At 59.6% G+C, this 20,968-nt stretch carries 13 protein-coding genes; all 13 read right to left on the minus strand.

What is annotated here, in order from left to right:
• Nucleotides 1-52: 52 nt before the first annotated feature.
• A complete protein-coding gene (locus tag ACP86_RS07845) occupies nucleotides 53-1,411 on the minus strand; it encodes an IS1182 family transposase (RefSeq protein ID WP_053113251.1) in 1,359 nt (452 codons plus the stop codon).
• On the minus strand, nucleotides 1,411-3,750 hold the full coding sequence (locus tag ACP86_RS07850) for a toxin VasX (protein WP_227507843.1): 2,340 nt from the start codon (nucleotides 3,748-3,750) through the stop codon (nucleotides 1,411-1,413). The genes ACP86_RS07845 and ACP86_RS07850 overlap by 1 nt, the downstream gene beginning before the upstream one ends.
• Complete coding sequence (locus tag ACP86_RS07855) at nucleotides 3,743-4,609, minus strand: DUF4123 domain-containing protein (protein ID WP_008175739.1); 867 nt, start codon at nucleotides 4,607-4,609, stop codon at nucleotides 3,743-3,745. The genes ACP86_RS07850 and ACP86_RS07855 overlap by 8 nt, the downstream gene beginning before the upstream one ends.
• A complete protein-coding gene (locus tag ACP86_RS07860; protein WP_053113252.1) occupies nucleotides 4,609-6,687 on the minus strand; it encodes a type VI secretion system Vgr family protein in 2,079 nt (692 codons plus the stop codon). The genes ACP86_RS07855 and ACP86_RS07860 overlap by 1 nt, the downstream gene beginning before the upstream one ends.
• 117 nt (nucleotides 6,688-6,804) lie before the next feature.
• Nucleotides 6,805-10,398, minus strand: coding sequence for a type VI secretion system membrane subunit TssM (tssM, locus tag ACP86_RS07865; protein ID WP_053113253.1), 3,594 nt, complete (start codon nucleotides 10,396-10,398; stop codon nucleotides 6,805-6,807).
• A 32-nt stretch (nucleotides 10,399-10,430) separates the two neighbouring features.
• Entirely contained in the window at nucleotides 10,431-11,867 is a 1,437-nt protein-coding gene (tssA, locus tag ACP86_RS07870) for a type VI secretion system protein TssA (protein WP_053113254.1), read from the minus strand.
• 34 nt (nucleotides 11,868-11,901) lie between these two features.
• On the minus strand, nucleotides 11,902-12,549 hold the full coding sequence (gene vasI, locus ACP86_RS07875) for a type VI secretion system-associated protein VasI (protein WP_008175730.1): 648 nt from the start codon (nucleotides 12,547-12,549) through the stop codon (nucleotides 11,902-11,904).
• The gene (locus tag ACP86_RS07880) at nucleotides 12,546-14,117 is read right to left on the minus strand and encodes a sigma-54-dependent Fis family transcriptional regulator (RefSeq protein WP_053115493.1); all 1,572 of its coding nucleotides are present in this window, start codon (nucleotides 14,115-14,117) and stop codon (nucleotides 12,546-12,548) included. The genes vasI and ACP86_RS07880 overlap by 4 nt, the downstream gene beginning before the upstream one ends.
• Nucleotides 14,118-14,295: 178 nt before the next feature.
• On the minus strand, nucleotides 14,296-16,929 hold the full coding sequence (gene tssH, locus ACP86_RS07885) for a type VI secretion system ATPase TssH (protein WP_008175725.1): 2,634 nt from the start codon (nucleotides 16,927-16,929) through the stop codon (nucleotides 14,296-14,298).
• Between the two features lie 10 nt (nucleotides 16,930-16,939).
• The gene (gene icmH, locus ACP86_RS07890) at nucleotides 16,940-17,767 is read right to left on the minus strand and encodes a type IVB secretion system protein IcmH/DotU (RefSeq protein WP_008175723.1); all 828 of its coding nucleotides are present in this window, start codon (nucleotides 17,765-17,767) and stop codon (nucleotides 16,940-16,942) included.
• A gap of 3 nt (nucleotides 17,768-17,770) precedes the next feature.
• Nucleotides 17,771-19,105: a type VI secretion system baseplate subunit TssK gene (gene tssK / locus ACP86_RS07895; protein WP_053113255.1), complete on the minus strand. Its 1,335-nt coding sequence runs from the start codon at nucleotides 19,103-19,105 to the stop codon at nucleotides 17,771-17,773.
• Nucleotides 19,105-19,638 (minus strand): type VI secretion system lipoprotein TssJ, encoded by a 534-nt coding sequence (gene tssJ / locus ACP86_RS07900; RefSeq protein ID WP_008175720.1) that lies wholly within the window; start codon nucleotides 19,636-19,638, stop codon nucleotides 19,105-19,107. Before tssJ ends, tssK begins: the two co-directional genes overlap by 1 nt.
• A complete protein-coding gene (tagH, locus tag ACP86_RS07905) occupies nucleotides 19,635-20,951 on the minus strand; it encodes a type VI secretion system-associated FHA domain protein TagH (RefSeq protein ID WP_008175718.1) in 1,317 nt (438 codons plus the stop codon). Before tagH ends, tssJ begins: the two co-directional genes overlap by 4 nt.
• Nucleotides 20,952-20,968 lie beyond the last annotated feature (17 nt).

The raw sequence follows: 20,968 nt of genomic DNA on the forward strand, positions 1-20,968 counted from the left end.
AATGGCACCTAAAGTACACCATGAAAGGCCTTAAAATGGCGGCAAAAGGCCCTCACACCGCCATTTTCAACACGCTCATACGCTTTACGTTCCATGCCAGCGTGGCTAACGTCCATTCGCCTGCAACCTTCTTCAGCCCCCTCATCGAGAACTGCCTCAGGCCCATCACCTGCTTGATAATTCCGAACACGGGCTCCACTGTTTGTTTTCGCAAGGCGTACAGCGCTCGCCCAGATTGGGTAGTGAGCCGGTGTTTCATCTGCACCACCGGGTCGTTCGTGACAGGCGCTGGTTCATCGGCTGCGAATCGATCAAATACGGACAGATGGTGTTGATCGCGGGCCACCGCCAGTGACGGCTGGATGTTATTTTCCCGGCACGCCTGAACATTGGTTTTACTGAAGTAGCCCGTGTCGGCCAGCAGATCAGTGACGGTGCCCAGGGCCTGCGGCAACGCACCTATCTGGGTCAGGGCTGGAGTAATCTGCTGTTTGTCGTTTGTCGCCTGGGTCATGTGGGTACTGACAACCAGCATCGTCTCGGTATCCACTCCGGCCTGAGCGTTATAACACTGCTCAAAGCCCCCGCCGGAGACGGGCATGATGCGCGATTCGTCATCGCTCAGGTTCACTTGATCGGTATCCCGAGGGCCGGGCTGCGGTGGTTTAGGTGCCCGGCCCCGGGGCTTTTTTCCGGCGTCCCTCTGGGCCTGCCGTTTGGCCTGTTTTTGCTGGTAGTCGGCCTGCTCCTGATCAAAGCGTTCTTGTGCTCGCGCCTCTATGGCCCGCTTGGCGTCTGCCAGCGCTTCCAATCGGGCTTCACGCCGGGCGATTTCGGCGGGGATATCCATACCCTCAAGTACTGGTGCCTGATCTGCGGCCTCCGCCTGAGCGGCGAGTGCGTTCACTTCCGCCTTGAGCTGCGCCTCAATCTTATTTGCGTGGGCATAGGACAGCGCTTTGTGCTTACTGGCGTTCGCTTTTACCTTGGTACCATCCAGGGCGATCCGCCCCAGCTTCACCAGATTCATTTCCCGCGCCAGCAGCAGGACCTGCACGAACAGAGCCTCAACCTGAGGAAGAAAGCGACGGCGGAAGGTGGCGATCGTGTCGTGATCCGGATGCGTGTTGGCCGCCAGGTAACGGAACGCAATCGAGTCGTGGGTAGCGCGCTCAATCTTGCGGCTGGAGAAAACGCCGGTCGCGTATCCATAAATCAACAAGCTGAGCAATACGGCAGGATGATGGGCCCGTGAGCCGCGCCCGGCATACTGCCGCGTTAGCTCAGACAGATCGAGCTGATCAACGACCTCGACGACAAAACGGGCCAGATGGTCTTCAGGCAACCAGTCTTGAACAGACGGTGGAAGCAGGAAGTCGGTGTCCCGGTCAGCTATTACGAAATGTCCCATCAGTGAATTCCGGTTGTGGCCCGTGTTGCCCCGATTATCTCATGTCGATACTGCTTGGTTAAGTCCGACAGGCTGCTAGATCGGGCTATATATAGCTGTACCATACTGATGACGAAAGAGATCGCGACCAGTACAGAACCCACCACAAGCACAACGGGTAAACCCGCCCCGGTAACGGCGCCCGCTACTGCCAAAGACGCCAGGTAAGTGATGCCGATACTCAGCCCAATCTGGACCCCGGATAGCGACGCCATTGCGTAATGGCCTGTGTTCAGAGCCTTGTGGCTCGTCCAGCCTTCCAGACCTATTGACAGTATGACACCGACGTAAGGAAGGGGCTTTAGGCTGATTCTCGCAAGACTCACCGTAATATCTGCGACCTTGCTAACAAACCTTAGCCCATTAAAAGCCACCGAAACCCTGGCACCAGCCGCAGAGAGACTTGCCCCCAAGGCTCTGGCATATTCCTCCTTGACTAATACTCCACTGAGATTAACAACGCCCTCGCCGACGCTCCATAGGCCGGACAAAACAGCCCCCCACCGGTCAATAGCTGTCCTATCGCCAATCATCACGTCCTTCCGAGTCTTATCCAACCCAGAAAACAGGTTTGCCAGATTAATCGCGTGGAAGAAAGTCACGGCGCCGATGAACTTGCCCCTATTCTGCTTGATGCTTTCAACTACCGGGTCCAGACGGGTATGAAGCCAGCCAAAGGGGTTGTCCTTGAAGTCCGGGGTCAGGTGGAATACGTCGATCAGTGCCCTGTTCAGGTAGGCCCTGATACGTGCATCCGCCATTCCGGCGGCCAGGGGTGTCATTGCAAGTTCTGAGAGATTATGGCCGGCCCCTTCCAATGATTTACGGTGGACCTCGTGGAGCAAGTCGGCCGCGGTATTCAATGTTATTCCGTGTCGGTGGACATCAATGCCATAACGTCGCTGGACGGCCCTGGTCCACTTTCTCCACTGCGGCCAAGTTTGAGGGTCTTTCGCCCAGGTGCCCATCTTGGCAGCGGGAGCGGCAAATTCCAGCATCAGAGTATCGGTGGCGGTGCTCACCTGCACATAGGCAGGCATATCGAAGATACTATCCACGATCTTTAGGCTGCCATAGTCAAAGCCGGGCAGGCCTTTCAGTTTTTCGGTCATGCCGTTGGTAGCAGATGCGAGGAACAGGACGGTTTTTAACATGTTCCCAACCGTACCCGCGTCGCCCTCATCAGCAGCTAACCAATTTTCAGAGTCTTCCTTACCTTTCTCCGAACTGACGTAGCCATCCAATATATCTGCCAGTTCCTGCTCAACCGCCTTGAACCCTTCGGCGCAGTAACAGTCGTTGAGCTCCAGCTTCCTGGCCAGTTGGTCAGAATCAATCCATCGCTTCCAATCATCGAATACCAATGTTCGAGCGTGGTCATACTTTTCAAGCTGCTTGTGGTAGCTTTCGACGAATGCGTCTTTTTCCTCTGAACGAACTCGTTCTTTAAGTTCCTCAGCAGTTTCCTGCTGGTCCTCAGGCGATTCCTTTTTGCCAGCCTCACGGGCAATGAGCGCATCTACCATCTGGGCGGTTGTATAGGCGTATGCGTTCTCCTCGGCATAGTTCGTAATCAGATTCACATAAAGAGCATGCAATTGACTCAAATCAGATGTGATACCGATTTCGTCTTCAAGAGCAACGCAGTAAGAAAATTCAGTTTCTTTTTTGCATTGGCCCTGCAAATCCGATTCACCGATTCCATGCATTAAGGTGGTCAGACTCCATTCAAAATCCAACGGTTCTGATCGAAAATCTTCAACCACCTCGCTTATCGCTTCAGTTTCACTGATATTAACGGCCTCACCTCTTCCAGGTAGGCTTCGCAAGTCGAACGGCTGCATGTGCTCTTCGCGAATTTCCGCATCCGTGCGTACAAGTTCCTGCAAACGGGAAGTCCATCGATGCTGCACAAACTTAAGAAAAACTTTTCCTTCCGCAGGGTGATGTAAGGCGGGCAAAGCGCTTTCTGCGTCCACAGCGGAAAAAAGAACCGAGTTGAACCCCGGCTGCACTTCTGTCAACTCGCCTTGTTCGTCAACACGATACTCATGCAGCGTTCCGAATACTTCGGAGAACATATACACCCAACCGGGCGTTAGTTTTCGTACACAGTAATGCGTGGTTTCAAGCGCAACGGTGGGCGGTCGGAAGTGAGGGGGCAGCGCTACTTCTTCCTGACTGATCGCCCAACGTACCGGATACAACGCAACGGTTTTGAACTGGAGCGGGCACATCTGTGCCGCTGAGTCTATGTCATCAGCACCCTGTATAAACGCTGAGCTGTTAGCGCTACCCATGAACCAGTCCCTCCGTTGACTTTTTCTCGGCGAATTCTGCAATTCGCGCTATGGCTTTGCCTGGCGCTGCGGAATTCTCTTTCCACAGAAGCTGTACTTCACTGTCGTCGAATGCCTGGTGTCCAAGCCAGCCAATCGTATTGATAAACAGCGCAATATCTCGGGTACTACAGAGTCCCCGCGCTTTCGCCGCATCGACTAAAGCAGAGACCATCCCCCAATCCTTCCCATCTGTATCCGTTTTGTGAAGCAAATGGGGAAAGTAGTTTGCAACGTGAAGTTCGAGTTTCCTGAGGGCCGTCCGTTCCGCCGCTCTTTCCATGGCAACCTGGTGTTCCTCACGAATGCTTAACCTCTCAGCCTGCCGCTCACTACTGGGCTGATCATTATGAAAATACTCCCACTCACCAGTGCGGCGATCCTGAATGGCAAACAGACTACAAGGCCCCATCAATCGCCTCACATTTTCACCTGACGAATCCAGCTTCAACAGGTGCCGCGCGATTTCAGGATCATAAAACCGGAAAACAACCTCATCTCCCGTGACCAACCTCGCCATAAGCAATCCACGCAAGTGTTGCATGACCTCTTCGAAGTGGCAGTCAGCCCGCAATACGATGGCAACACCCTGATGTTTCCAATCATTGAAGCATTTAAGTGTCAGCGAGCTATCTATTCCCGTTTCAACCAGCCACGGTGAAACTTCCAATAGGTCGGCAAGCTCCGTTTGCCTGTAGAGCGCATCACAATGAGGTGTTTCGATCTCACGATAAATAACTTGGGGCAGATTATTTACTTTGGCGCCATCAATAAGAATGAACGTCTTCCCCTCACCGGGAAGTCCAGCCAGATGCCCCATCAGATCGCACCTTGTGATTCTGGTGAGCAGACCTGGCAAATTCCCTTACCCTGATTCGCGGCATTCTTGATGGCGCGCATCTGGTCGGACTTGGCCATCGGTCTTTGCTGTGTCTCCGGCAGGGCCACCGGCGCAACAGCCCCCCCATTCTTCTCCACCAACCCCGGCATCTCCGGCACCTGAACCTTCTGCCCACTCCCCTTACCCGGCGAACCTCCGGCATTCAGCTTGATGGCAGCGCCACCCATAGCCACACCGCTGGGGTCGATCTTCACGAAACTGCCACCGGCCTTGAGGGTGATTTCCGCACCGGCTTCAATAACGGTTTTCTGGCCGGCCTTGATGTGCAGTTCGGTGCCACAGTCGGTTAGCCAAGCCGTGCCGGCTTTCAGGTGCAACGTACCAGTGACGTTGAAACTACGGTCTTTGCCGGTTTTCTCCCGTTTTTCACCGTTCACCGTGACGTGGTCACTGCCTTTGATGTGGGCCTTGCGGTCGTTGCCCACGGTCAGGTGGCGATCGTTCCTGATGACTTCAGTGCGGTTGTTCTCCGTGATCAGGGCCAGTTCTTTCTGGGCGTGAACGTAGATCTGTTCTTCGCCGGCTTCGTCTTCAAACCGAAGCTCGTTACTGCCCTCGCCCTTGTGGGTTTTGGTTTTCAGGGTGGTGCGGGTTTTGTGTTCCGGCAGCGAATACGGCGGTGTGTTGGTGGCGTGCCAAGTCCGGCCGGTGATGATCGGCTGGTCCGGATCGCCGTCCAGGAAGGAAACGATCACTTCATGGCCGATCCTCGGCAGTGCGGTGAAACCATACTGGCCGCCGGCCCAACCCTGGCTGACCCGGAGCCAGGCACTGCTGTGTTGATCATTTAACGCATAGCGATCCCAGGGAAAGCGCACTTTCACCCGGCCGTATTGGTCGCAATGAATTTCTTCGCCTTCCGGGCCGGTCACCATGGCCATCTGGGGTCCGTCCATCAATGGTTTGTGCTCACACACGGGCCGCCAGCTGCGGTCTGCGGGGATGGCGGTAAAGTGGTTGCCGTAGCGTGTCGGTTCGCTGCCACCCTCTTCTTCCAGGGCCTGGGGTTGTGAGCCAGTATGGGTGATCGCTGTGAGAAGCCAGTCGCGGTTCACAGCCTCGTTGTCGTGGTCGGTCAGCGGCACCCTGGCACCAGGTGCAAAGTCCGGACGATTGCTTTCACCAAAGGTGGTGCTGGCATCGCTGCGTAGGGCAGCAAGCCTGGCTTCAGTGAACGGCCGACCACTGGCATCCTGTTTGAATCGGCCGGGGTAGTCGTAGTGCTGGTAATCCTCCCGGTGGACGAGCTGATCGCCAGACTGCTCATGCATCAGGGCGTAGGCCGGGTTTTTGAAGGTGTAATCCTTCATGGCGACCGAAGCAGGGCGCACCCGCTCTCGGTACGCGAACCGGAACACACAGGGCGTTCGGGTGCTGCCCCCTGCTTTGCCGTTGTAGGGGACGGCTTCGAGCCGTGGCGAATCGCGATGATGATCGGCAAAAACCAGGGCCGGTGGCTCCTGACCATCGAGGCTGCCGTGCTGGTAGCGGTAGTGCCAGCCTTCTTCGGCAGCCAGACGTTCAACAAAGGCCAGATCACTTTCACGATGCTGTACGCAGTATTCCCGCTCCTCTGGGCGGCGTTCAAGGTCGAAGACGGTATCGACAACCCCCCGCTCCTCCAGCAGGGTACGCACAATCTCATCCGTGCCCCGGTTCTGGAAAATGCGGCTGTTGTGCATCAGCGCCAGGCGCCAGAGCGGCGGACGGAAAACCAGTTCGTAGCGGGTACGCCGATGGCCGGAATCGCCTCGAGCGAATTCGCTGACCACGCCGGTAAAGCGACGCAGCGGTGCCCGGTCCTGCCAGATCACGAGATCCACTGGTTGCTCCAGCACCTTCGAGGCGACAACAGACGGATCGGTACTGGCCAGGTCAAGGCGTCCCTGGAACAGCTCGGACAGCCGTTCTGTCAGCGCAAAGCCAACAACGGAAAAGTGGTCAGAGGAGTATTCGCCAATGGTGGCGGTGAATTGCAGTCCGCTTGCCTGGGGCATGTCTTCGGTCCCTGAAGAAAAAAGAAAATCCGGGCTTTCGCACCATCCTGTGCGAAGGTTCAGCCCTGATGAAAACGTCCTGCTCTCATCAGGGCGGCCCTGGTGTACTGAAAGAGTTTAATACAAGCTGCGGGGTATGCGGTACCCCGCCAGTAGTTGCTGTGTGAACGGGTTGGTATTGCTGGCCGCGTGGAGGCGATAACGCATCTCCCCGTCGTCAACCCGGAACCGGACATCCACCGCGCTGCTGCTCACGCCGGTAATGTCGGCTTTATCGAGCAGTCGGAACAGGGCCCAGGGGCCGCTTTCCGAGAGGCTGCGGGGTGAACGGTTCACCTGGACCGGCACCAGGGTAATACGGCTCTCGACAGAGTCCCGCAGGGTATTGGGCCAGACCAGCGGAATACTCTGGCGCGGGCCGTGGCTGAACTCGACCAGTTGGCCATCCACATTCACCACACTGCGACGCTTGTTGGCTGAGAGATTGAGCGGTTCCAGGGCGAACTCCACATCCAGGGAACCACCACGGGTAAAATAGGCCCTGCGGATTCGGTCGGCATTGTCCAGGGAAGTCAGTACCGCACCGCGTACCAGACCGGCACGTCGGGCATCGCCCACCTGTTCCGGGTGATCCTCGAGGAACAGTTTCAGGTTGTCCTGATAGAAGGCGTCCAATACGCCGCCCGGGGCAAAGAACCGTTCAAAATCCTGCATTGCAACATCCCGCCCGGAGTCCGGATTAAAGGGATAGTGGCGGGCCAGATTCTGCTGGAAGGGCTGATACACCTCGCGGTACCACTCATGCTCGAGCTGCGCCACCGCCTGGTCCAGAACCACCCGCCAGCTTTCCGTGGCCAACCGGGTCAGCAGCCGGTTCAGGGGCTCCGGCTGGTTGTCGGCCATGCGCTGCAGGGTGAAGATCGGGTCGGCTCCCTGCAGGCCCATGCGGGCCCGGGCGGCGGCCAACGCAGCCTTGCCCTTGTCTGGCGCTTCCTGGATGTTGCGCATGTACTCGTGAAGTTCCCCAACCACCAGCATGATCTGTTCAAGCCCGGTTGGCTGATCGCCATTTTCCCGGGTCAACTGGTTGAGCTCCGCAAACTGCCGTTCAATATCCTGCAGCATGCGGAAATGAGGCGACTGCTCCAGAAGCTCCCGGGCCGCAGCACTCTCCCCTTCCGCCGAAGGCACAAGACGCGTGTTATGGCGAACCTGCCGGAGCAGACTTGCCAGGGGCTCGTGGCCGCTGGTCAGGCTCTCCAGAATACGTACGCCGTGGTTCAGGTCCTCAAACCGCTGAATATCGATGCGGCTCAAGGCAGTACGCCAGGCCTCGGCATAGTGCTCGGCATAAAGGGTCTGCAAACTGGCCAGCAGTCTGGCTTCATCCGCCTTGCTGAAGTCAACGTTGTCCCGGCGGCCCAGCACCCAGGCGTCCACCAGAGCCAGCTCCGTTACCGAGCCGGACTTGCGCAGGAACCATTTTTCCAGTCCCTCCCGGGTCAGCAACGCGGGGATGGTCAATGGATCTTCTTCCACCTCTGCCCCCGAGTCCGACGGCTCGCCATAGCCATCCAGCCGGGTGAACACCGTGCTGAATGCCGGCCCGGATGCCCGGGCCAGTTCCAACGGTGCCCGGAATTCCTGTTCTGCTTCAATTTCCAGATCCCGGTAGACCCGGTCTGGCGTGGCAATCCGACCAAGCTCATGTTGTGCCCACTGGACACTGCTACGAAACGGCGCCAGGGTCATATCGGCAACCGCATCGCCCTGGCGAGTGAGCTGTGCCAGATCGGTATGCGCCATGGCATAGTCCAGATGACCGAGTAGCCGCTGCTGCAGTTCTCTCTGGCCAGGGAATGCCTGCTGCCAGTAGTTCTGCATGTAGCCGGTCACGATATCGTCCCGACGACCACTGGCGTCATACAGCATGCGCAACACCCGCAGATGCTCCAGGCGCTCAGTGCTATTGTCCGGCGCCTGGCCCATCTGGGCCATCACACCGAACATCAGGGCTGGCAAATACTGGTATGCCAGCATATCCAGGTAGGATTCCTCCACTTCCGGCCCCACCTTATGGCCACGGTACAGGCCCATATCGCTGAGCAGCGGCCAGTTCCGGCGATGGTCGCCAAAGGCCAGGGTCGCCTCACGAAGTTCATCCAGCGGGCCGAGCAGGTTTCGGCCGGTATTGTCCGGCTCAAAACCCACCGGCTGCCAGTTATCGATGAATCCCCGCACACGGGTTTCCACGGCGGTCGCGGCCTCTGCATTCTTGATAAAGAAATGCTGCCAGCCGGCTGTCATACCCGCTCCGGCACAAATAGCCACCACGGCGGCCACGGCCAGCCGGCGTTGCCGGGACTGAATCACCCGTCGGTTGTCACCGGCCAGGCCAGCCTCCGGATAGATGATCTCGGGGAACAGTGCCCGGGTGAACAACGTGGCGGACTGCCCTGCCCGTTGGGCAGGCTGAATGGGCCCTGCAATCTGGTAGTTGGCAGCAGCCGCTGAGACAAAGGCATCCTCCGGGACACCCTCCTGCAACACCGAGGTGAAGTAGGTGCCGCGGACCATCGCCGGTGTCGAGAACACATCCGCAGACAGCAGGTCGGTCAGGAATTGCTCCAGAACGGGCTTAAGGCCGGCAAGCTGGCGGGTAAAGGAGTAGGCCGCTGCCCGCTCCTCGGCATCCCGGGTATTGGCCAGAACATCCGGCAAGCGATCGGTAAGCCGCTCAACCATGGCGGTGTATCGGTCAGCGAACTGGTTCAGCCAATCGTCGTTATCCATCTGGCCTTCGAGGCTGAAGGTGAAGCCCAGGGCCTGCTCCTTGTCCTGCTTGCTCAGGGTCCGCACCAGAGGGCCAAAACCGTAAAGCAGATCCATCTTGGTGAAGGTGACATAAACGGGCAGACGGGAGCCGATCTGCTCCATCAGTTCCCGCAGGCGGGTGCGCAACAGGATGGCCCGGTCCCGCCTCTGGCCGGAGTCTGCCACGCTGAGACTGGCCAGATCTATGGCCAGCACCACACCATTCAGGGGGCGTTGAGGGCGATTTCGCTCAAGCCAGACGATGAAATGATGCCAAAGACGCTGCTGGATCTCCGCGCCCGCGCCCTCACCCTGACTCTGGCTCAGCAGTTCACCATCCGGATCGATAAGCACGCCTTCATCGCCGATCCACCAGTCAAAACCGAAGGCATTGCGATCCACCCGATTGTTGCGGGTTACGTTGGTGAGCGTGTAGGTCTGCCCGGACCGTTGAATCAGGCTGGTCTTGCCAGCATCCTCAAGGCCCATCACCAGATACCAGGGCAGCCGGTAAATGCCTTTGCGGCCGGGGAGGTTGCTTTTCAGGGCCGCCAGCTGACGATCCAGCAGGCGCTGCTGCTTGCGCTCCATGGGCAGAATCGGATCTTCCTGTTCCTTCTGCGCTTCGGCCTGCCGGACGTTCACCTTGCGCAGGCGGCTCGCCAGCACCATGCCCCACATCATCGCGACCACAAGGACAACGCCCAGGGTTACCAGGGCCCGCATCTGCCAGGCCGCTAATGGAAACTCACCATTGAGTTCCCAGCGCGGCCCCAGCCACCAGGTGGCCACCAGCAAGGCGATAACGCCCAGTGTCAGGGTGACCGGGGCTGCGTTTTTAAGGTATGGCAGAAGCCAGCGACCGATGAGTAAAGCTTTTCTCCACATGGTTTCCATTCCTGCTGTGATTCCTTGGTGTGCTCCGGGGATCAGCCCAGCTTTTCAAGCTGCCTGATCAGAGCGGGCTCCCAGTCCTCGAGAGCCAGCCCGCGAACCTGCGTTTGCAGATCCTGAATCTGCTGCGTGGCCAGTGATTTCAGGCCTGCGTCTTTCATCAATCGGGCGCTGGCAAGACGCCAGTAAAAGCGGTCTCTTGGCTCTCTCGCTTCCGCCAGCCCGTCCTCCAGAAGTTGCATCCCGGCAGCCAGCCCCTTTTGCCCGGCCAGCTCCCGGGCTTTGTCATAAGCCTGCTCCCAGGCGTTGGCGCTGCCGGCGGAACCACCGGTCGCCGGCGCGGACCAGAGCCACTCTTCCGCCTCCCGGGAGAGGAACGGGGTGCCATCGTTGAAGGTGAGCTCCGGCAACTGGGCAAGGCGCTCAACAAACTCCTTTGCGGACACACGGATGGCCTCAGCGCAGGCGTGGTGGCCCAGGGCCGCCGCTACCCGGGCACTTAACCAATGGCCGTCCAGCCAGAACGGACTGACCGACAGGCTCTGCTCGATTTTCTGCCACAACGCCAGGTCGGCGGATTTTTCCAGGGCTTCGCGATAGTCAGCCACCCGATCGGCACTGACGGCGGCAAGATCGGTGCGCTTTCCGTCCCGTGTCGGCGGTACCGTGGTGATGTTCTGCCAGATAGCGTAACGGCGAACCTGGTACCCCAGAGGCTGGTCCGGCCCGGTTTCGGTGAGCATGTCCGCGACTTTCAGAAGACTCTGCCGGGTTGCTCGTTCGTCGCCCGGGTCCAGAGTGAGTGCCCCCAGGGAAGGCTTCGACGGTGCAGGTTTCTGCTCTGGCGTTTCAGTTCGCGAATCCTGGCTGACCTGCCCTGCCTGCGGACGGGTTTCGGGGGCTGCCGCGGCGTCGTTAACCCTGGGCAGCTTTTCAACCGCCCGTTTAAGATCCTGCAGCGACTCCTCGGGCAATTCCCGGCCAGCGGCCTGGTCCATCAATCTCGCCAGAAGTTCAAGGCAGAACGCCCGACCGTCGCCAACACTGCCATCAAACGCCAGGGCGTCGACGCCTTTGCCGGCGCGCTGGAGCATCTGGGTGAACATCATCTTGCGTGCCCGCTTGCCCGTCTCTCCAGGGTAGGGCCAGGCCTGCTCCCACCATTCGTGCAGCACCCGGTGCAGCAGGTACAGGGATAGGGCGAACCGTTCACCATCACCACCGCGTTGCAGGGCGACCAGAAGAAAACCGAGCACTTTCAGATCCTTGCTGCGGTCCGAGAGAATCGTCAGGGCATCGCTTTCAACCTTGCTCCAGTCGATGTCGGTATGGGCCAGAGAGCCCACCTTCATAATCTCGTTTTCCAGAGACTCGAGCGTTGCATCGTCTCCGAGTGCCTCGCCGACACCGGAATCGCCGGGCAATGGTGAGACAACCTGTTCAACGTAGGGATGTTGCTCAATGATCTGCATGTTGCTGTCCTGAATCGCTGTGTTCAGCCGGCATTTACCAGCCACAGGTCTCGCGTAGCGGTTCGATGGCCCGGCGGTATCCCGAGAGATCAAACAGCAGGCCATCAATGCGACCGTTGGGCGAGTCAATGCGCGCCTCTGTGCCGTCGATCATGGCTTTCACGGTACGAATGGCTGGCAGTCCCCGGCCGCCGCTGAGCACGAAACCGTTGTCCCGCACCCGCCAGACGGTCTGTCCCCGGCCAAACCCCAGCCGAATCCGCTGCTCGTCCATTGCCTCGGGCAGCATCAGCGTGAGTTCCGTGATGTTGTTGTAGCACTGAAGGGCCAGCAGAGGTCTGGGAGGTTGAACGCCCAGAGCCGGAACCGTCACCAGGTGGCCAGCTGCTCGCCCGGTATTCCGGTAAAGCACACCGGCACCGGCATTTTCTGCATCAAGGCTGGCGTAGGCCTGTCGCCATCGCTCGGATCGCCGGGTATCCGGGGCCGCAAGTTCCTCGCCGGATGCCGCCAGGGGAGTACCAAAAACCTCGTCAAAGCAGGCCAGCCGTTCAAGTCGCTGGGGCTCACTGGTACAGAGTCGGGCATCTTCAAGCTGGTCAGCGCTGGCATTGGAGACCAGCGAAAGCAGCGCCAATGCCGCTGCAATACCACCGGTTAATCGCACTCTTCGGGGAATCATGACTCTGTCACCCGGTACTTGAGACACTTGTGGGCCAGGGTCCGCTTTGGCAGGCCGAGGCTTTCTGCCGCCTGGGCCCGGTTGCCACCATACTGGCGCAATCGCTCGCGAATAATTTCCGCTTCAAATGCCTGTGCTGCGGCTTTAAGATCCCGGATCTCTTCCACAGCAGGTAGATCGATCGGGTGTCTGTCTCTGACATCCCAGGGTGGGCTGGTCCAGCCATCGGACTCTTCGAACAGGTCATTAATCCTCAGAACCTCCGGCTGGATATCGTCACCGCATGGAGTTTGCAGGCAGGCCAGTTCAACGATGTTGCGCAGCTCACGGACATTTCCCGGGAAGTCGTATCCGGCCAGCAGGTGCAAGGCGTGGCTGGAAATGCCCATGGGTCCACTGTCCTCACGCTCGGTATATAGTCGGATAAAGTGACGGCAAAGAGCTTCGAGGTCGTCGGGCCGCTCCCGCAAGGGCGTCACCCGCAGCGGAAACTGGCTCAGGCGGTAAAACAGGTCCCGCCGGAAGCTGCCGTCTTCGATACCTGCCTGCAGCGGCTGGTGGGTGGCCGCTACCAGCCGAAAATCCGAATGCTGTTCCTCGCGGGCCCCCAACGGGCGGAACTGACGACTTTCCAACACCCGGAGCAGTTTCGACTGCAGTGCCATGGGCATGTCACCGATTTCATCCAGGAACAAAGTGCCGCCGTTGGCCTGCGCCAGAAGCCCCTGCTTGTCCTGGTCGGCGCCTGAAAACGCTCCCCTGGTATGCCCGAAAAGTTCGCTTTCCAGAAGGGTATCCGGGATGGCGGCGCAGTTGACCACTACCATCGGGCCTTCGGCCCGGTCGGACAGTTCATGGATACCCCGTGCGACGACATCCTTGCCACAGCCGGTCTCACCCTGAACCAAAACGGACAGCTGACTGCCGGCAGCCCGGACGATCTGGGCCCGGAGGCTGGTCATGGCCTGGGAGTTGCCGACCAGGGTTCGCGCCAGTTGTTCGCACCGGGTGCGAACGGTTTCGGCGTCGTGCAGATGATCCAGTGACCGCTTGAGCAGGCGACGCTGCCAGACCTGATCACGGCTCTGTAACTGGGTAATCCATTGATGAACCAGCAGTTGCCGTAGGCCACAATACAGAGGTTGGCCGATAATGCCGTCCCACTCGGGTTCGTCCCGACACAGTACGAGCACCCCCAGGGTTCGGCCATCATTACCGGTGAGGGGCTCGAGCCACAGGGAACGCGGCCGGTCGCTGGCCTCGAACAGGGCCTGGAAGCCAACGTGGTCCAGGCGGTAGCTGGCGGCACGTGTGAGTTCCCGGGCTTTGCCGGTTTGCAGAACGTGAGCAAAGGGGTGGCTGAAGTCGCCGCAGTCGAATTCGCCCTGTTCGGCGAGGTCGCTGCAGTGCAGAGTTCGGCCACTGAGGTCGAGTTCGAGTGCCCAGCAGCGGGTCAGGCCGAAGGCGTTTTCCAGCTGTCTTGTGGCGGTTCTCAGCAGGTCCGGCAGGTTGTCCTGCTGGATCAGGGCCACCGCCAGGTCGATGCCGGTGTGCAGTTCCATCTGCATCCGTCCCATGGTTCTCTTTCCTAAGATTTTTATGCTTTCGTGTTCGCCGACCGCACACCGTGCGGTTCTGCTTTACAAAACACGCCGTGAATACGTCCCTGTAGGCTCCGCTCCGCCATCCATGGCTCCGCAGGGTTTTGGAAAGCAGAACCCCCCGCTGTGCTACTTTGGATTGGCCCTAAACCACCATTCCCGTAAATCTGGCATCTTCAACACCCAACATGACCTTCGTAACCGACTCCCTCGCCGCCAGTTTCTCCAGCAACGCCAATGAAACCGGCGGCAAAAGCTCACCCTCTATGATCGACTCAAGCATCCTTGCGCCGTTTTCGCTTCTTGTCGCACGGCTACGGATGGCATCGATCAGGCCGTCCTGAAGTTCCACTTCGGTGTGATAACGGGCCTTGATCTGGTCCGCCAGGCGCTGGAGTTTGTCGCCAACGATGCGGTTGAGGGTTTCCTCGCCCAGAGGCAGGTAGGGCACCACTTCCATTCTTGCCAGCAAGGCCGGTTTGAAGAAGCTGGCCAGTTCCGGGTAGAGGGCTTCGTCCAGGCTGGCCGGGGACTCGGCGTGGTTGACGATGGTCTGGTAGCCGAGGTTGGAGGTGAGGAAGAAGACGACATTTTTGCAGTCGATGAGTCGGCCTTCGCCGTCAGCCAGTTCGCCTTTGTCGAACGCCTGGTAGAACAGGTTGAGGACTTCCGGATGGGCTTTTTCGACTTCGTCGAGCAAAACCACGGAGTAAGGTTTCTGACGGATGGCTTCGGTGAGGATGCCGCCTTCGCCGAAGCCAACGTACCCCGGAGGTGAACCGATCAGGCGCGAGACGGTGTGTTTTTCCTGGTATTCGGACATGTTGATGGTGGTGAGGAACTGGCGGCCGCCGTAGAGCAGTTCGGCGAGCTGTACCACGGTTTCGGTTTTGCCGACGCCGCTGGGCCCCACCAGCAGGAAGGCGCCCATGGGGCGGCCAGGCCGGCGCAGGTCGGCGCGGGCGGTGAGCAGGTGTTGGTGCAGGCAGTCGATGGCGGTGTCCTGGCCTTTGATGTGCTCCTGCAGATACGCCGGCAAGTGGGTGATTTTTTCCAGTTCGTCGGTGGTCATGCGATTGACCGGAATGCCGGTCCAGTCGGCGATGACTTCGGCCACCTGCCTGGCATCAACGCGGGCGTGTACCAGCGGCTCGTCGGCATGGAGTTCAGTCAGTTCCTGCTCGATGGCGGCGGCTTCGCTTTTCAGGTCCGGGCGTTCTTCTGTATCCCCATCGGTCAATTCAGAGGTATCCGCTTCGGCCTGGGATTCGCCGGTGAGCAACTGTTCACGAATCTCCACCAGTCGTGCCACCAGCTCGCGCTGGTCGTTCCAGCGTTGTTCCAGGGCTGCGGATTCAGCAGTGATCCCGGCAATGCGCTGTTCAAGTTCCCTTTCCCGGTCGGCATCCACGGTCTGGCCCAGGGTGTGTTCCCGGCTCAGCAGGTTCTGTTCCATGGCCAGCTGATGCAGCTCGCTGCGGACGTGGCTCAGGCGTCTGGGCGGCATGCTCAGATTCAGGCTGACCCGTGCGCAGGCGGTGTCCAGTACGTCGATGGCTTTGTCCGGTAGCTGACGGCCGGCAAGGTAACGGGCAGACATCTCGGCAGCGGCTTTCAGGGCGCTGTCGGCGATCAGGACCTGATGGGCTTTTTCATAGACGGTGCGCAGGCCACGGAGGATGTGGACGGCTTCTCCGGGTGTGGGTTCATCCAATGCCACGGGCTGGAAACGGCGGCTCAGGGCCGGGTCTTTTTCGAAGTATTTCTTGTACTCGCGCCAGGTGGTCGCGGCGATGGTGCGCAGCTCGCCCCGGGCCAGGGCCGGTTTGAGCAGGTTGGCCGCATCGGAGCCGCCTTCGCTGTTGCCGGCGCCAATCAGGGTATGGGCTTCGTCAATGAACAGGATGATGGGGGTAGCGGAGCCTTTGACCGCTTCAATCACGCCTTTGAGGCGTTTCTCGAACTCGCCCTTCACCGAGGCGCCGGCCTGCAGGGCGCCCATGTCCAGGGTCCAGAGCTCAACGTTTCTCAAGCGGTCAGGCACATCGCCGTTGACGATGCGCAGAGCCAGGCCCTCCACCACGGCGCTTTTGCCCACACCGGCATCGCCCACCACAATAGGGTTGTTCTTGCGGCGGCGGCAGAGGATGTCGATCATCTGGTCGATCTCGGCGTCACGGCACACCACCGGATCCAGTTTTTCTTCCCGGGCCAGTCCGGTGAAGTCGGTAGCGTAGCGTTTGAGCGGGTCCAGATCCGCGCTTGCCACCGGTTGCCCGGGTTCCTGCTCGCTCGGTTCCAGCCGCTCCGCGGAGCCCTCGGTGAACCGGTCAAATTGCTTGCGCAGCTGCTCACGGTTGATGTCCGCCAGTGCCTGTGCCACCCGGGGCATAAGGTATCGGTCGGCATTCATCAGCAGGGCCAGGAAAACCGCGCCCGAGCGCAGTTCGGTGTGCCCCAGTTCGGTGGAAGCCAGCAGCCAGGCATCCTGCATCAGTTCCACCAACAGCGGCGAGAACGATGGATAGGGCTCAGCGCTTTGCACCTCTCCGTTCAGGCTGTCGCCCACCAGCGGTTGCAGTTGCTGATGATCAATGCCGGTGTGCTCCAGAATCTGGCGCACGTCGGAAAACGGTGTTTCCAGCAGCTTGAACAGCAAATGGGCCGGAGTGATTTCCGCGCCCTGGCGGCTGATGCACAGGGCGGCGGAGGCTTCCAGCGCCTGGCGTGACATGTCGTTGAGGCGCCCGATCAGCGCCGGCAGTTCTACCCGAATCACGTTGATGTCCTTATTTCGGTAGTTGGTCGAGTACGCGCAATACGTCCGTGATGCGCTCGTTCAGTGCCATGTTATACAGGGAGTAGATGCCGGCCATGGCCGCCACAAACAGACCTGCAATGCCCCAGACGGGCATGCCGCTGCGCAACCGGTTCCGGGTTGGCGTTACGTTCGCCCGGGCATCCGCAAGAGGCGCCGGGTCCTGTTCCTCCTGCAACGCTTTCAGTTGCTCGTGCAGGCCACGAACAATCCGGTCGTATTCATCCCGGCCGTTTTCCATCACCTTGTACCGCCCTTCGAAACCCAGGGAGAGGCACAGGTAGATAAACGACAGCATGTCGCGATAACGGGCCGGTTCCTGCTCCATCCGGGCAAGAATGGCAAAAACCTTTTCCCCACCCCAGGTCTCGTTGTGGAAGCGGGACAGCAGGGAGTGCTGAGACCAGACGCTATGGGCGCCCCAGTCGGTCCCCAGCACGGCCTCATCGATGAAGGCGCAGAGGACGTACCGATAGGCGACAACAACCGGCCGGTCGTAACCCTGCTCCACCAGTTCCCGGTCGATGGCAGCAATCTCATCCACCACCTGCTGGTAGAGGGGTTCCACCGCGCGATAATCCGCCAGCCTGCGTATCCTGATCACCAGGCCAAGCAATGGTGTGGCGGCGTCAATCAGGCGGTTATGTTCCAACCCTCTGAGCTGGAACTGCTCGTCGACCTGGCCTTCCCTGTTGCCCTCAGCGGCTCCCCGGCTGTCGGCAAAGATCAGATCACTGAACGCACTGCTGCCGGAATTCCTGCTGCCGTTGGGTAAGTCCATTACCTGTGCATCTGCCATGATTTAGCTCCTGATTGCCCAGAACTGCATTTCCATGCCCGGGAAACTGCCGGCCACGTGGAATGCGAAGCCGCTGGCGTTGTCGAGCATTTGCCAGGCCTGGCTCTGGTCGTCCAGGCGGAAGTACACGAAGCCGGCGTGGTACGGCAACTGCCGGGGTGCAACCGGTAACGCAGCGAGCGGAATTCCCGGCAGCTGCAGGCTGATGAGATCCCGTATTTTCTCCACCGAGGCCACCTTGCACTGCTGGGTGAACTGCTTGCGCAGATCGTCCAGCGGCATGTCGGCTTTGACCGCAAGAATGAATTCCGCATCCCGGACCAACTGGGCATCCTGAACCGGGGCCACGGTCAGGCCGTACTGGCGCTGCTGAAGCTGGATAGCCAGGGCTCTTGGTTCCAGCACCGTGCTCAGGGACTGCCGCAGAACCTGCATGAGCGGGGTAAAACAATCCTCCGGCAGATCGTGGTCATAGGCCGGGTACTCCCTCGGCAGGCGCCCTTCATCGGTGAAGGTCACCAGCTCGCCACACAGTTCCAGCAGGGCTTCGAACAGCCGTTCAGGATGCAACTGGCGCAGGCGGGCCAGGTGCATGAACCTGGGATGGGCCCGGTTCAGCATCTGCAGCAACATGAAATCCGCCACATCCGCAACGCCCCCCTGCCCGGGCGCACCGACACGCTCGGCGATAGTGCGTGCCCGCTCCCGCATCAGGCCCGCCATTTCCCCGACAAATCGCTGCAGCCTCGGTGCCGCTCGCACACTCAGCATGGTCGGGATGAAGTTCGGGTCCATCACCAGGCTGCCGTCCGGGCGCTTCTCAAGAATCCGGCCGATGGCCAGGGCCGCATAGGCACTGCGATCGTCTCGCTCCAGCATCAGGCGGGGTGCAACCCGGCCCACATTGATGGTGTGGGCATCACCGTCGACCGAATGCAGATCCCGGATTTCCAGGGAGTCGGCACGGAACCGGCCCGCCACCGGGGCGTCCGGCCATTCCACTTCGGCGAGGCTGTCACTGCCCAGTGGCAGGGCCAGGTACACGATCTGATTGGCCACGGAGGCATCGGTGATTTCCATCGGCTCCGGCATCACATCGTCCTGGGGCAGACTGAAGCGGGTGCCATCCGGGAACAGGCCGGATGCCCGAACCAGGCCAACCCGGCCGAAACTCAGGTACTCTGCGTTCAGTTCCAGGTCGCTGAAGCCATACAGATAATCGGAGATCGCGAGCGCCCGTTCATTGATCTGGTGTTCCAGATATCGCTGCTGTTGCTGGAAGTGTTGGGGCTTGATGAACAGGCCATCACTCCAGACGACTCGATTGGTTACCGCCATCAGGTGTCATCCGAATGCTTGAGTTGAACTTCCCGCTCCCGCAGGTTCACCAGCAGGTTGTAGCGGCCACCGATTGGATCCACCTTCACCACTTTCTTCCACTGGGACAGGTTGGGATAGGCGTAAAAGGCGATCACGCCGATAAATCGGGTGTCCTCGCCAATCTCAAAGGGTTCGATGAACTTGAACTGGCCCGGCACCAGGGAGTAATCGCTGTGGTCCACATAGTTCTGGCCCAGTGACGACTCGAGGTCACTCAGTAGCTGGTCGAAATCCCCGGCCATCAGTAGTGAGCTGTCGCGCATCTCGATGATCTGAAACGCAACGGGCGTGGGTGCCAGGGATTCATTCGGGTTTACATCCGGTTCGGCCACCATGGTCAGACCGACCCGGCTGGGCAGATCCTCCGGGTATCCCACCGGGATATCCGGGTCCCAAAGCACTTTTGCGGTTTTGGTGACCGCGTTATAGGGTGTGCTGCATCCGGCAAGCACGAATACGATGGCCAGCAAACTCCATTTGCAGGTCTTCACAACGGGTTCTCCCTCTGTAGTTGGCGCAGGTTCTGGTCGTAAGCCTGTTCGAACACTTCCTGGAACAGACGCTCGAATCCCTGCTGACGACTGGATTTCAACTCTCGGTAATAATGCTGGTACATATCCCATGCCCAGCGTCCCTCGTCCTCGTTCTGGCGCAGTCCCCGGCGGTAACCATGGAAACGACGCAGCAAGGCCTCGGGCGAAAAGGCATGCAGGATGGCCTCCAATGCCTCGCTGATGGCCTCACGGGTTGCCTGCTGGTGGTGATTCAGGCTCTGCAGACTCTCCCGCACCGCCGCCGGCGCCGACAGGTGAACCGGGCTACGATGGCTGGCGAACAGGGTCTGCACCGTATCCTCATAACCCTCACCCAACCGCAGTGGATTATCCTCGATGGGTTGCAGGCGGGTTCGCAGCGCCTGATGCCTGCTGTCTTCTCCCTGATGCAGGGCCAACAGGCCTTCCACGGTCGACTTCAGTGTTTGCCCTACTTCCTCCAGGAACAGACGCATCTCGTCGCTGTCGGCAAAGTCCAGCCCGACTTCCATACCCCGCAACAGGGGGGCACCACTGATGTGCTTGCTGCTCTGATCGGAAGCCTCCCTGCGATCAGTGCTCTCTGAAATCTCAGACATCCTGTCTTTCTCTCCTTTGCGAACTGGCAGGCCCATCGCTACGTCGCGGTTTTCACGGTACTCATCCGAAACCTGCCTTTCGGCGGCGCGCCAGGAGGTCTCGCTGACCATCAGCGCGTCAGCATCCGACTTCTGTTGGTCCGGCTGTAGGTTCCAGGGTGCCAATGGGTCATCACTGACTGCCTCCCCGGCTATCGCGCCAAAATTCTGCAGCGGCTCCGGGTTCTCAGTCTGGCTGGTTAAGTACTCGGCCCGCATCAGCGGCCCTTCATCGACATCAATCAGTTGCCGGGCCTGATCTGCCTCACCTCTCTCAAGCAGCGGTTCACTTACAACCTCGGCCAACTCCGCACGAAGTTGATAGCGACCAATACTGATGGTATCGCCATGATTCAGTCGTGCCCGACGGCCCCGACCCACCGGCTGACTTGCGCTATTGATGTAGGTCCGGCCACTGCGATCAATCAGGCAGAAGCCGCCGTCCAGAAAACGGATCTCCGCGTGGCCGGGAACCGCACCCGTTCGGTGGGACGATAACCGCCAGGTATCACTGGCTGCTGTACCGATAGAGCCGCCACGAACACTGAAGCAGTGGTCGATGGTTGCCCCGCCGCCAGCAACAGTCGGATTGGTGACTGTCAGTTTGAGTCCCACAGCCTGTTGTTCATCCATGAATATCTTCCCTGCCG

Origin of the sequence: Marinobacter sp. CP1, from assembly GCF_001266795.1 — a bacterium.
Lineage (GTDB): Bacteria > Pseudomonadota > Gammaproteobacteria > Pseudomonadales > Oleiphilaceae > Marinobacter > Marinobacter flavimaris.